The following is a 12,218-nucleotide window of genomic DNA, read 5'->3' as shown; positions in this document are numbered from 1 at the left end:
TCGCCTCCTCAGTGCCGGATGCGAGGATCGAGCAACGCATAGGCGAGATCGATCAGCACGTTCATGAGGAAGATCGCAATGGCCGTGACGAGGATCGCCGCCAGCACCACGTTGAAATCGCGCTGCAGGATGGAATCGATCATGAGCTTGCCGACGCCGGGAAAGCCGAAGATCGTCTCGACCACGACCGCGCCGTTAAGCAAGCTTGCCGCCTGGTCTCCGACTACGGTGATGACGGGCAGCATCGCATTGCGCAGAGCGTGGATGAAGATGATCGGCCCGGACTTCACGCCCTTTGCCCGTGCGGTCTTCACGTAGGCCGAGGACAGTGCGCTGACCATGGAGCCGCGCACCACCTGGACGATGATGCCGAAGGGGCGGACGAAGAGAACCGCGATCGGCAGGATCCAGTGCACGACCGATCCGGTGCCGGATGTCGGCAGGATCGCGAAGTTGATCGAGAAGATGACGATGGCGACGATCGCCAGCCAGAAATCCGGAACCGACGCGCCGATGAGCGAGACCATCGACGACAGCCGGTCGAAGAAACCGCCGGAGCGGAAGGCACCCAGCGAGCCGACGACGATCGCCGCTCCCGTGACGAGCGTCATCGTGATGACGGCAAGCCAGAGGGTCCAGGTGAAGGCTTCGAGGACGACATCGAGCGCAGGGCGGGCCTTGCGCAGGGATTCGCCGAGATCGCCGGTGACGACATCTCCCACATAGCGGGCGAACTGGACGAGGATCGGATCGTTCAGTCCGTGCAGCTCGCGGAACTGCTCCTTCATCTCGGCGGAGGCTTCGACGGGCAGAAACAGCGCCGCCGGGTCGCCGGTCATCCGGGACAGGAAGAATACCATGACGATCAGGCCGATGAGCGAGATCAGGCTTGCGAGCGCACGTTGGCGGATGAATCTGAGCATGGCAGCCCTCGATTTTGCATGAGGCGGCGGGGGTCCCGCCGCCGGAAGTTTCATTTCGAATGGCCGCTCGTCCGCGGTTCAGATCATTTGATCTTGATCTCGGAGAGCTGCAGCATGGAATTCGTCGCCATCGTGGGCTTGAAGTCCAGTCGCTCGGACACCCGCGAGAAACCGACCATGTGGAACAACAGCACATCTGCCACCACGTCGTCATGGACATAGGCGATGAGCTCGGACCAGAGCTTGGCGCGTTCGTCTCCGACGGCAGCCGAGGCACGGGCGATCAGGTCGTCGACCTTCGGATCGGAAAAGCCCGACTGCGTGCCTTCGGAGTCGTATTTGAAGAACATCGAGAAGGAGGGGTCGCCCTTCGAGTTGTCGTGCATCGCGGCAACCAGCTGCGGACCGCGTCCTTCCTTGAAGGGCTTCGAATAATAGACTTCGTGCTCGGCGACTTCTACGAATTTGAGCTCGACCTTGAGCCCGACCTCCTGCAGCTGCGCCTGGATGGCCTCCATGATCTCGGTCACGTTCGGGAAGTTCGCGGTACGCGCGATAATGGTGATCGGCGTGTCTACCTTGACGCCATCGGCCTTGGCCTCTTCGATGAGCTTCTTGGCCTGCTCCGGATCGTAGGGGAAGACCTTCACGTCGGGGTTCCAGCCGAGCGTCGGCGGCGGAACGATCGCGGTGGCGAGGACGGCGCTGTCGGGCACCAGCGTACCGAGGAAGGCTTCGCGGTCGATTGCAAGGTTCAGAGCGCGACGGATGCGGACGTCGTTCAACGGCTCGATATTATGGTCGATGCGCAGATAGACGGTTTCGCTGTCGAGATAGGAGAAGTCGGTGGCCGGGTTGGTCGCCTCGGTCTGCGAGATGGACGGCGACAGATCGGCCTCACCGGTCTGGACCATGGCGGCGCGGACCGCAGGATCGGCGCGGAACAGATAGGTCGCCTCGGTGACCTCGGGCTTTTCGCCCCAGTAGTCGTCGCGGGCGGAAAGCACGATCTGCTGTCCGGGCGTCCAGTCGGTCAGCTTGTAGGGGCCGGTGCCGACGGGTTCGCGCACGAATTCCATCGGCGTCTCTTCCGGCACGATCGTCAGCAGCGACAGGAGCAGCGGCAGGATCGGCTGAACCGGATCGACCGTGAAATCGACGGTCGTGTCGTCGACGACGTCGATCTTGATGTTCATGCCGCCGAAATAGCGGCGCGACTCACAGGCATTCTTGTCGCTCATCACGCGGTCGAAGCTGTACTTGACGTCCTTGGCGTTGAAGTCGGTGCCGTCGGAGAACTTCACGCCCTTGCGCAAGTGAAAGCGCCAGCTGCCATCCTCCTTCTGCTCCCAGCTCTCGGCAAGGCGTGGCATCAGGCCCTTGCCCTCGCGAAGGTCGAGCTCGGTCAGGGTCTCGCTGATGTTTTGCATGATGATGCGGCCGATATTGGAGCGCGTGGCCATGCAGGGTTCGAGCAGGTCCGCCTCTTCCGGCAGAACGATCTTGACCGGCCCGGATGCCGCGAAGGCCGGGGCGAGCGCGGAGCCCAGCATCAGGGCTCCCATAATCAGTGTTCTTTTCATTTGCATTCTCCTCCCTCTAGGATCTCGTGTGTGGCGCGGCGACTTCGTTCGCCTCTCTCCATGCGGGCTGCGGCAATCAGCCTCCTCGCCGCTAAGCGCCCTTCTGCCGCCGAATTGCCCAGACCATCCGATTTCCTATCAAGTTTGTCAAATTGTTTTCGCCGTCATCCTGGAATGAAAAATTTTGAAACAGAAAAAATAGCATAAAAACAGCAACATATAGACGTTCGAACGCGGGTAAGAATGCGCCTTCTAAAAATAGAAAACTTGACAACTTTCGAAATTCCGCGATTGTCCGATGTATGAGGAGGCTTTCATGACGCCTGACGAAATCGCAAACGCAATGACCGGCAAGCTCCGGGAGACCGGGGGAGGGCGATTGGAATCGCTCCTGCCCTCGCCCATGGTGCAGAACCACGCAGCCTTTCTGCACAGGCTCGAGGACGGAAGTCTCGTCTGTGCCTGGTTCGGTGGGACGCTCGAGGGAAAATCCGACATTTCGATCTTCGCGTCGGTGCTCGCCCCCGGCGCCGCGCACTGGGGCGAGCCGCAGCGGCTGAGTTTCGATGCCGAGCACTCCGAGCAGAACCCGGTGCTGTTCACGGCCCCCGACGGGCGGCTCTGGCTTTTCCACACGTCGCAGCCCTCGGGCAACCAGGACGAATGCCGCATTCGCATGGCCGCAATCGAGAGGGATGCCGCTGATCCGACCAGGCTTGCCGCTTCCGAGGGGCGCTATCTCGACCTGCCGCGCGGTTGCTTCATCCGCGCGCCGCTCGTCATCAGAGATGACGGGGCATGGCTGCTGCCGATCTTTCGCTGCATCCAGCGCCCCGGTCAGAAGTGGAACGGCAGTCACGACAATGCGGCCGTCGGCATTTCGACCGATGGCGGCCGAAGCTGGCAGCTCGCCGACCTCGCCGGTTCGATCGGTTGCGTGCACATGAGCCCGGTGGCTGTCGGGGACACCCGCTACGCGGCTTTCTTCCGCCGCCGCCAGGCGGACCAGGTCTACCGCGTCGAGAGCGTCGACGGCGGGCGGACGTGGAGCCTCCCGGCGCCGACCGACGTGCCCAACAACAATTCCTCGATCGCCGTCGTCCGGCTCGGGGACGGCCGGTTGGCGATGATCTGCAATCCGGTGAATGCGGCCCTTTCGGCCGACCGGCGCGCATCGCTTTACGACGAGCTCGGAGACGACGACGGCCGGCCCGACGCCGATCCTTCAGGCGGATGCGTGCCGATCTGGGGCGTGCCGCGGGCGCCGGTGAGCGTCTGCCTGTCGGCCGACGGCGGGCGCACCTTCCCCGACCGTATCGTGATCGAGGACGGTCCGGGGACCTGCCTTTCCAACAATTCGACCGACGGTCACAACAAGGAAATGTCCTATCCGTGGCTCCTGGAAGGGGACGACGGCAGTCTGCACGTCGCCTACACCTACCATCGGCGCGCAATCAAATATGTCCGTCTGCCGCCCGGGTGGGCCGACGAGGGGAGAAACAGATGAGCAAGATTATCGGCATCACCATGGGCGATCCCTGTGGCGTCGGACCGGAGATCACGGTCCGGTCGCTTGCTGAGATGTCGGCTGCGGACCGGGAGGCGACCCGCATCTACGGCAACCTTGCGACGCTTGAGGCTGCAAGGGAGGCACTTGGCCTCTCGGTCGAGCTTCAGCCCTATGTCGTCGACCTTCCGGTCGAGGGCGCGCCGCTCGCCTGGGGCAGCCTTTCGGCAGTGGCAGGCGACGCAGCCTTCCGGTTCATCGAGCGCGCGGTCCGCGATGCCCAGGCAGGCAACATCGGCTGCATCGTCACGGCGCCGATCAACAAGGAAGCACTCAACAGGGCGGGCCATCATTACGACGGCCATACCGGCATGCTGCGCAGCCTGACCGGATCGAGCGCCGCCTATATGCTGCTTGCCTCCGAGCGACTCAAGGTCATTCACGTCTCCACCCATGTGTCGCTCAAGGAGGCGATCGGCCGCGCCACCACCGAGCGGGTTCTTGCCACGATCCGCGCCGGCAACGCGCATCTGAAGCGCATCGGCTACGAGCACCCGCGCATCGCGGTCGCCGGCATCAATCCCCATTGCGGCGAGAACGGCTTGTTCGGCACGGAAGACGATGATCAGATCGGGCCTGCGGTGGCGGCCGCGCGTGAAGAAGGCATCGATGTGCAGGGCCCGATCTCCGCCGATACCGTGTTCCACCGCGCCTATTCGGGAGGCTTCGATCTGGTCGTCGCGCAATATCACGACCAGGGTCATATCCCGATCAAACTGGTCGCCTTCGATACGGCGGTCAATGTTTCCGTAGATCTTCCGATCGACCGCACCTCCGTCGATCACGGGACTGCCTTCGATATTGCCGGAAAGGGTATCGCCAATCACGGCAACCTGAATTCCGCGATCGCCTATGCGCGCAAACTCGTGGCCGGCAAGGCAAGCAGAAAGGCAGCGTCATGATCACGATCCATCAGCCGCGCCGACTCGTCGTCGGCGCCGGAAGCATCGGGGAAGTCGGCGCCTGGGCCGGTCAGGTCGGCTCCACCCTGGTCATCGCGACGCCGGTCACGTCTGGATTTGCCGACAGCCTGAAGCTCTCGGGCAAGGTCGATTTATTCGACGCGATCCCCGGCGAACCGGATATCGCGACACTCGAGGCGGCGCTGGATGCCGCGCGGAAAGCTCGCCCGGACCTGATCGTGGGTCTTGGCGGCGGCTCGGTGATGGATGTCGCCAAGCTGGTCGCGTCGCTCTGGGACTCCGGGCAATCGCTCGCCGATGTCGCCGGGCCCAATCGCGTGGCCGGCCGCAACACGCGTCTTGCGCAGGTCGCGACGACCGCCGGCACGGGTTCTGAGGCCGGAATCCGTTCGCTGATCACCGACCCGGGCAAGGGCAGCAAGATCGCGGTCGAAAGTCCGCACATGATCGCCGATCTCGCCGTGCTCGATCCGCAACTCACCTACAGCGTGCCGCCTGCCGTCACCGCGGCGACCGGCGTGGATGCCATGGCCCACTGCGTCGAGGCCTTCACCAACCGCAAGGCCCATACGATGATCGACGGCTTCGCCCGCATGGGGTTCAACCTCGTCGGCAAATATCTCGCCCGTGCCGTGCGCGACGGCGAAGATACCGAAGCGCGCGAGGGGATGATGCTGGCATCCTATTACGGCGGCATATGCCTCGGTCCCGTCAACACGGCGGCCGGGCACGCCATATCCTATCCGCTCGGCACGCTGCTGCATCTGCCGCACGGCCTCGCCAATGCGATCATCTTTCCGCATGTGCTCGCCTTCAACCAGCCGGCCGTCGCGGCAAAGACGGCGGAAGTCGCGGATGCCCTGGGGCTTGGCAAAGATCTCTCGCAACGTGATCTGCTGTCGGCCGCGAAAGGTTTCTGCGCCAGCCTCGGAATAGAGATGTCTCTGGCCGCCAATGGCGCGAAGGAGTCCGACCTGCCGCGCTTTGCCGCCGATGCGCATGCGATCCGGCGGCTGATGGACAACAATCCGGTCGACATGAGGGAGGCGGATGTGCTGGAGATCTATCGGGCGGCGTTCTAAGGCCTGTTGCGATTGGGGAGATGCTTCCTTCCCTTCGCCTTCCCCGGCCGGTTCTGCCTCTACTGTGAGGCCAGGAACAGGCGGTCGCGCGATCCGGTCAGATGCTTCAGCATCAGCATGCGGGCCTCCTCCGCACTGCCGGCGGCGATGGCATCGGCAATCGCCTCGTGCTCGGCGAAAACCCTGGAGAGGCCGCTGGCCTCTCGCTTCACCGAGATGCCATGGAACTTCATGCCCACGGCGATGTGCTCTTTCAGCGCCTCCATGGCCGTCGAGAAGTAGCTGTTCTGGGCAGCACGGGCGATCGCAAGATGGAACTGGAAGTCGGCATCCTCCCGGTGGGACTGCCGGTTGGTGGCGTCGCGCAGCAGTTCAAGTGCCCGGCGGATCGATGCGAGGCTCGTCTCGTCGTGCCGGAGCGCTGCCGCGGCCGCAGCCGCAGGCTCCAGCGTCAGCCGGAATTCATAGCAGTTCAGGAGATCGGCGACGTTTTCGAGCTGGCCGAAACCGAGCGGCTCGCGAAGGCCCACGGCTCTCACGAAACTGCCCGCGCCACGCCGGGAATAGATGAGCCCCTGGTCCCTGAGGCGCTTCAGCGCCTCCCGGACGATCGGCCGGGATACCTCGAACTCCGTCGCCAGCTCGTGCTCCGTCGGTAGACGCTCGTCCGGCTTATAGGCGCCGGACTTGATCGCGCGGTGCATTCTTTCGAACACGATGTCGGGCAGGCCCTTGCGGGGGGTCCCTTCCTGCAGTCCCATCGTCTATCTCGCCTCCCCCGTGATTTGCCTTGCGATGTGGCTCAGCGTTTCCGGTCCACCGAAGCCGCCGGACTTGGTGATGATATAGCGGCCGTCGGCGAAGGCCAGCGCCATTCCGGGCATGCATTCGCCGAGGAGGCGGAAACGGGAAACGCCCATTCTTGCCAGCACGGCCTCGGCCGTTGCGCCACCGGTAAGAAGCAGAGTCGTGGCCGCGCCGGTGAAGGCCGGAACGACGCTGTCGGCCAGGTTGGCGGAGACCTCGGCCGGGCTGAGCGGCGTCTCGCCTTCGACCGCCTGAATGATCGTCACCGGCCCGGTTGCCGGGGTGCCAGGCTTCAGCACCCTGCCTCCGACCGCCGGGATATACTCGGCGGGGCGGTTATCGCGCAGCACGTCGACCTGCTCGACGGTGATCGGGTCGCGCGATCCGACGACGATCAATATCGGCTTGCGGGGCAGCGGGATCAGCGGCAGCGTTTCGCTATCCGTCATCCGGTGGGCAAGTGCATCGGCAAGACCTCTCGCACCGATCATGAGATCGCAGCCGGCCGTCTCGGCGGTTGCCAATGCGGCGAGCATGTCCTTGCGCGACATGGTATCGGGGACCAATGCCCGAGCCGCATGCCGGCCGAGCCTTTGGGCGACCGGGATAGGCGCCTCCACACCGAACCCGCGGACCTGGCCGTCGACCACGATACGGCCGAAATCCGGGATGGCCGGCGCGACAAGGGCGCGCGAAAAAGGAGTAGCGTCGAGTTCGGCCTCGATATTGCCCTTCAGTCGCGAGTCGACCTTCTTGAAAATCCGCGCATCTTCGGGGACGTGCTTCAGGACGTCGGATGTTGCCTTGCGCGCCTCATCCGGGGAAACCTCGCGCGACATCACGTTGACGACGAGGACGTCCGGTCCGTCCGCCAGTACAGCATCCACGGAGCCCAGGGCGAGAGCGACTTCCGTATGAAGGCCGCGGCCCGCAAACGGGGCAGCTGAATCAAGGGCACCCGTCAGATCATCGGCGAGAATGACAAGCATGGGGAGACGCTGAAAATCCGATTGTTGTTATCTTACGTGCCGTATTTTCTACATGTATTGCAAGGATTTGCAAATTTAAATTTACAAATATGCCGCTGCGTGAGCTGCTGATTGCCTTTTGGGGGATGAAGGCTATGTGGCCCCGTACGGCCACGAGCCGGCCGACGATGCAGCGCATGTTCGCCTTCCGATACCAGAAAGAGGCGGCCTATCGATCGTGACAGTGGCCGATCTGTCGCGGGTTCAGGAGTTCTGCCGGGCTTCTGACGCAGCCCGTCTCATGTGACCTTAAGTTCAGGAGAACCGACGGACGGCACGGCGCGTCGCTCTCACCGTTGTGAAATTACGCACGTCCGCCCGGAAAGGTTGATCTGCGCCTTCACACTGCAAGGCGGCCGTACCGTCCGAGCAGGTCGACCAGCGCGTCATGAGGAATCGCGTCGATCTTCAGACGGTCATGTGGCGTGCCGCCGCAGTCCTCCGCCGCCAGCATTGCATTGACGACGGCTTCTTCGACGCTGTCCACCGTCGCCGCGTAGATCGGGTCGAGTTGTTCGTCGTTGACAATCTGCAGGGACAGCAAAGGTGGCGCGCGATGGAGCATCGGCTGCTTATTGGCGGTCGAGAAGGCGAGAAAGATATCTCCCGAATTGTTGCCGCCAGGCGTTCCATTACGGCCGATGCCGATAGCGGCGCGGCGTGCGACCCGCTTGAGCTGGTGAGGCGCCATGGGCAGGTCTGTGGCGATCACGACGATGATGGATCCGCGCTCCTGCAACTGGCTTTGAGGCGTGTTGTCCCGGAGGTGCTTGCCGACCGGCACGCCGCAAATCGTCAACCAGTCCCGCTGGCCATGGTTTGCCTGCACGAGCGTGCCGATCGTGTAGTCCCGGCCGCCGAAGGAGAGAATGCGCGATGCCGTGCCCGTGCCGCCCTTGAAGCCGTAAGCGATCATGCCGGTCCCGCCGCCGCAATTCCCTTCGGCCACGGGCCCGCGCGCAAGCGCCGCGAGGGCGGCACGCACATCCGCTTCAGAGACCGGCATGCCGTTGATGTCGTTCAGCACCCCGTCATAGGTCTCCGCGATCACCGGCATGAGCCAGAGGAAGTCACCGGTCTCGTAAGTCGAGGCGTAGCGCTCCAGCATCCACCGGACGGTCGTATGATGCGTGATACCGACCGCGTGGGTGTTGGTGATCATCACCGGCCCCAGGAACGTGCCGCCGTCTTCGATCCAGTGCGTTCCGGTCATCTCGCCATTGCCGTTGAAGCGATGCACGCCGGCATAGACCGGGACCGGTGTATCGCTTTGCGCATGCGGGAGGATCGCGGTCACACCCGTGCGCACCGGCAGGTTGCGGCCGGGCCGCGGCGTCTCCTCGCGGATCGTGCGGAAGCCTACGGCGACGCCTTCCACGTCGGTAATGGCATTGTTGGGTCCCGTAGGTCCGAAGAAAGGCAGGCCGAGATCCCGAGCGCGGACTTTGGTCTTGGGCGTCTGATTCATGTTACTTCTGCCGGGAACGGAGGTAGAGGCCGAGCGAGGCGACGACGAAGGAGAAGGTCAGCATCATCACGGCGATTGCGTTTATCTCCGGCTTGATGCCGCGCCGGAGCATGGCGAAGATGAACATCGGCAGCGTCGTCACGTCGACGCCGGCGATGAAATAGGTGATGACCAGGTCGTCCATCGAGATGATGAAGGCGAGGAGAGCGCCGCCGACAATGCCGGGCAGGAGCTGCGGGAATGTCACCTTCCGGAAGGTCGTCCATTCCTTCGCGCCGAGATCGGCCGAAGCATGCTCCAGCGTGCGGTCCATGCCGGCGAGGCGGGCAGAGACGACGATGAAGACATAGGAGATCAGGAAGGTGCACTGACCGATGATGATCGTCTTCAGGCCGAGGTTCACGCCGGCATTCACGAAAAAGATCAGAAGCGCAATGCCGAGCACGATATCCGGCATCAGCATCGGCATGAACATGACGGCCCTGTAGAGGCGCCGGCCGAAAAAATCGAAGCGGTAGAGCCCGATCGCGATCGCGGTTCCGAGGATCGTGGCGATGGCCGTCGTCGAAGCGGCGATGACCAGGCTGTTCCAGACGGCTTGAATCAGCTGGTCGGTCGATTCGATATAGAGCGCGTTCTCCGAGACCGTCGTCTTGAAGCCGAGAACCTGTGCGTACCACTCGGTGGTGAACCCCGTCCACGTCATCATGTTCACGGGGTTGGAGTTGAACGAATAGACGGCGATCAAGACCAGCGGGATGTAGATGAAGGCGAAGAACAGCGCGGTATATGCGATCAGGCTGCCGCGTCCGAGGGTAGCGAGGATTTTCATTGCACCTCCTTCAGCGGCCGGTCGCGGCATCGATCCCGCGGCGGCCGGACAGGATCACATGGACGAACAGCAGGGCGAGCATGACGCTCATGACCATCATCGCGAGCGCTGATCCGAAGGGCCAGTTCCGCGCCGAAAGGAACTGTTGCTCGATGAGATTGCCCAGCATCATCACCTTGGCCCCGCCGAGAACCGCGGGAACGACGAAGTTGCCGAGCGCCGGGATGAAGACGATCAGCGCGCCGCCGGCGATCCCGGGCGCCGTCAGCGGCAGGATGATGCGCAGGAAAGTGCGGACCGGCCCGGCACCAAGATCGAGGGAGGCGCGAACGAGCGTCCAGTCGAGCTTTTCCACGCTCGCATAGACCGGCATGAACATGAAGGGAATGAAGATGTAGACCATGCCGAGGATGATCGCGCCGTCGGTATATATCAGGTCCAGCGGCCGGGCGATGAGGCCCGTGCCGAGCAATACGCCGTTGACGAGGCCGGTCTGGCGCAGGATCAGCACCCAGATGAACAGCCGGACGATAAGGCTGGTGAAAAAGGGCAGGGTGATCAGGAAGAGGCAGAAATTCTTCCAGCGTTCCGAAAGCCGGCTGATGCAAAAGGCAGCCGGATAACAGACGAGCAGCGTCGCGACCACCGTCAGCGCGGCGATCTTCAGGGAACGAAGGAAGATGGAAATGTAGACCGGGTCGAAATCTTCGAACATCGCATCGGCGAATCCGAGAATGCGGCCGTAGTTGTGCGGGTACCATGTCCATTCCACGCCGCCGTAAAGACCGGGCGCAAGGAAACTCGTGACGATCATGATCCCAAGCGGCCCAAGGAAGAAGACGGCGAGGAAAATCGAGACCGGACCGATCAGGACGGCGAGCTGAGTGCGGCGGCGCAGCGCGATCGACGACATGTCAGGCCGCCTCGGCGGGGATCAGATGGACGGCTGAGGGGTCGTAGGCGAGGCGTGCGCGGCGCGATTGTTCGATCTCGCCGATGAGACTGCGGCGCGCGGCCGGAATTTCCGCGATGACACGCCGCCCGGTCGGCGTGCGGCCGAAGATTTCGAACACCGAGCCGACGAAGACGATCTGTTCGAGGTCCACGTCAAGACTCGGGAAGCCTTCGCCGGGACCTGCCAGGAAGAACTGTTCCGGCCGTATAAGCGCCGTTGCCGGTCCCGTGGAGCCCGGCAGCGCATGGGAAATGGCGATCCCGTCATCGGTCACGAATTGCACCTCGTCCGCATGTCCCGCGAAAAGGTTGCTCGCACCGACGAAGGTTGCCACGAAGCTGCTCTTCGGTCGGTCGTAGACAGCGCGCGGCGTATCGATCTGCTGGATGCGCCCGCCGGAAAGCACGGCGACGCGGTCGGACATGGTGAGCGCTTCCTGCTGGTCGTGGGTGACGAAGATGAAGGAAATGCCGAGCTCGTGCTGTAATGTCTTGAGTTCGATCTGCATGGCCTGGCGCAGGTTCTTGTCGAGCGCGGAGAGTGGTTCGTCGAGAAGGAGAAGCTTGGGGCGGGCAATGATGGCACGGGCGAGTGCCACACGCTGTTGCTGGCCGCCGGAGAGTTGGCGCGGCATGCGGCGTTCCAGACCCTCCAGGCCAACCAAGTGCAGCGCCTCGGCCACGCGCTTGGCGCGCTCCGCTTTCGCCACCCCCGCCACTTCGAGCGCGTAGCCCGTATTCTCCGCAACGCTCATGTGGGGAAAGAGCGCGTAATTCTGGAAAACGGTGTTGACCGGCCGCCGATAGGGCGGCCGCTCCGTCATATCGTCACCATCGATCAGGATCCGGCCGGAATCGAGTTCCACGAAACCGCTGATCGCCTGCAGAAGGGTTGTCTTTCCGCAACCGGAGGGACCGAGCAGAGTGAGGAATTCGTTCCGGCGGACGCTGAGGTCGATCGCCCCGAGCGCCGTCACGCTGTGGCCTTCAGGCGCGGCGAAGGTCTTCGCCGCCTTCTCCAGGCAGACTATGGATTCTCGCATCATCGTTC

At 63.3% G+C, this 12,218-nt stretch carries 11 protein-coding genes; 3 read left to right on the top strand and 8 right to left on the bottom strand.

Features of this window, described 5'->3' with window-relative positions; translation table 11 throughout:
* Positions 1-8 precede the first annotated feature (8 nt).
* A complete protein-coding gene (locus tag BHD07_RS30565) occupies positions 9-923 on the bottom strand; it encodes an ABC transporter permease (RefSeq protein ID WP_003532054.1) in 915 nt (304 codons plus the stop codon).
* An 83-nt stretch (positions 924-1,006) separates the two neighbouring features.
* A complete protein-coding gene (locus BHD07_RS30560; RefSeq protein ID WP_338284168.1) occupies positions 1,007-2,506 on the bottom strand; it encodes an ABC transporter substrate-binding protein in 1,500 nt (499 codons plus the stop codon).
* Positions 2,507-2,822: 316 nt separating this feature from the next.
* On the opposite strand from BHD07_RS30560, the gene BHD07_RS30555 reads away from it, so the two are divergent.
* Genes BHD07_RS30555 through BHD07_RS30545 form a run of 3 tightly spaced genes read left to right on the top strand, consistent with a single transcriptional unit; the run spans position 2,823 to position 6,078 of the window.
* Positions 2,823-4,013 (top strand): sialidase family protein, encoded by a 1,191-nt coding sequence (locus BHD07_RS30555; RefSeq protein WP_338284167.1) that lies wholly within the window; start codon positions 2,823-2,825, stop codon positions 4,011-4,013.
* Positions 4,010-4,975: a 4-hydroxythreonine-4-phosphate dehydrogenase PdxA gene (gene pdxA, locus BHD07_RS30550; protein WP_338284166.1), complete on the top strand. Its 966-nt coding sequence runs from the start codon at positions 4,010-4,012 to the stop codon at positions 4,973-4,975. The genes BHD07_RS30555 and pdxA overlap by 4 nt, the downstream gene beginning before the upstream one ends.
* Positions 4,972-6,078, top strand: a complete 1,107-nt coding sequence (locus BHD07_RS30545) for an iron-containing alcohol dehydrogenase (RefSeq protein WP_324764343.1) — start codon at positions 4,972-4,974, stop codon at positions 6,076-6,078. Before pdxA ends, BHD07_RS30545 begins: the two co-directional genes overlap by 4 nt.
* Before the next feature lie 59 nt (positions 6,079-6,137).
* On the opposite strand, the gene BHD07_RS30540 is transcribed toward BHD07_RS30545, so the two are convergent.
* From BHD07_RS30540 to BHD07_RS30515, 6 genes are all read right to left on the bottom strand, one after another.
* A complete protein-coding gene (locus BHD07_RS30540) occupies positions 6,138-6,839 on the bottom strand; it encodes a FadR/GntR family transcriptional regulator (RefSeq protein ID WP_003532059.1) in 702 nt (233 codons plus the stop codon).
* Positions 6,840-6,842: 3 nt separating this feature from the next.
* Entirely contained in the window at positions 6,843-7,874 is a 1,032-nt protein-coding gene (locus BHD07_RS30535) for a four-carbon acid sugar kinase family protein (RefSeq protein WP_338284165.1), read from the bottom strand.
* A 379-nt stretch (positions 7,875-8,253) separates the two neighbouring features.
* Positions 8,254-9,381 (bottom strand): DmpA family aminopeptidase, encoded by a 1,128-nt coding sequence (locus BHD07_RS30530; RefSeq protein ID WP_338284164.1) that lies wholly within the window; start codon positions 9,379-9,381, stop codon positions 8,254-8,256.
* Position 9,382: 1 nt separating this feature from the next.
* Positions 9,383-10,213, bottom strand: a complete 831-nt coding sequence (locus tag BHD07_RS30525) for an ABC transporter permease (RefSeq protein WP_338284163.1) — start codon at positions 10,211-10,213, stop codon at positions 9,383-9,385.
* A gap of 10 nt (positions 10,214-10,223) precedes the next feature.
* Positions 10,224-11,126 (bottom strand): ABC transporter permease, encoded by a 903-nt coding sequence (locus tag BHD07_RS30520; RefSeq protein WP_338284162.1) that lies wholly within the window; start codon positions 11,124-11,126, stop codon positions 10,224-10,226.
* Position 11,127: 1 nt separating this feature from the next.
* The gene (locus BHD07_RS30515) at positions 11,128-12,210 is read right to left on the bottom strand and encodes an ABC transporter ATP-binding protein (protein WP_338284161.1); all 1,083 of its coding nucleotides are present in this window, start codon (positions 12,208-12,210) and stop codon (positions 11,128-11,130) included.
* Positions 12,211-12,218: the final 8 nt, after the last annotated feature.

This window comes from Sinorhizobium sp. KGO-5, from assembly GCF_036245905.1.
Lineage (GTDB): Bacteria > Pseudomonadota > Alphaproteobacteria > Rhizobiales > Rhizobiaceae > Sinorhizobium > Sinorhizobium meliloti_A.
Note: the sequence above shows the minus strand (reverse complement) of the source record. Positions and strands in the feature narration are given on the sequence as shown.

Excerpts from the sequence above, each read along its gene's own strand:
- BHD07_RS30565 (WP_003532054.1), bottom strand. The coding sequence starts at position 923 with ATGCTCAGATTCATCCGCCAACGTGCGCTCGCAAGCCTGATCTCGCTC.
- BHD07_RS30560 (WP_338284168.1), bottom strand. The coding sequence starts at position 2,506 with ATGAAAAGAACACTGATTATGGGAGCCCTGATGCTGGGCTCCGCGCTC.
- BHD07_RS30555 (WP_338284167.1), top strand. The coding sequence starts at position 2,823 with ATGACGCCTGACGAAATCGCAAACGCAATGACCGGCAAGCTCCGGGAG.
- pdxA (WP_338284166.1), top strand. The coding sequence starts at position 4,010 with ATGAGCAAGATTATCGGCATCACCATGGGCGATCCCTGTGGCGTCGGA.
- BHD07_RS30545 (WP_324764343.1), top strand. The coding sequence starts at position 4,972 with ATGATCACGATCCATCAGCCGCGCCGACTCGTCGTCGGCGCCGGAAGC.
- BHD07_RS30540 (WP_003532059.1), bottom strand. The coding sequence starts at position 6,839 with ATGGGACTGCAGGAAGGGACCCCCCGCAAGGGCCTGCCCGACATCGTG.
- BHD07_RS30535 (WP_338284165.1), bottom strand. The coding sequence starts at position 7,874 with ATGCTTGTCATTCTCGCCGATGATCTGACGGGTGCCCTTGATTCAGCT.
- BHD07_RS30530 (WP_338284164.1), bottom strand. The coding sequence starts at position 9,381 with ATGAATCAGACGCCCAAGACCAAAGTCCGCGCTCGGGATCTCGGCCTG.
- BHD07_RS30525 (WP_338284163.1), bottom strand. The coding sequence starts at position 10,213 with ATGAAAATCCTCGCTACCCTCGGACGCGGCAGCCTGATCGCATATACC.
- BHD07_RS30520 (WP_338284162.1), bottom strand. The coding sequence starts at position 11,126 with ATGTCGTCGATCGCGCTGCGCCGCCGCACTCAGCTCGCCGTCCTGATC.
- BHD07_RS30515 (WP_338284161.1), bottom strand. The coding sequence starts at position 12,210 with ATGCGAGAATCCATAGTCTGCCTGGAGAAGGCGGCGAAGACCTTCGCC.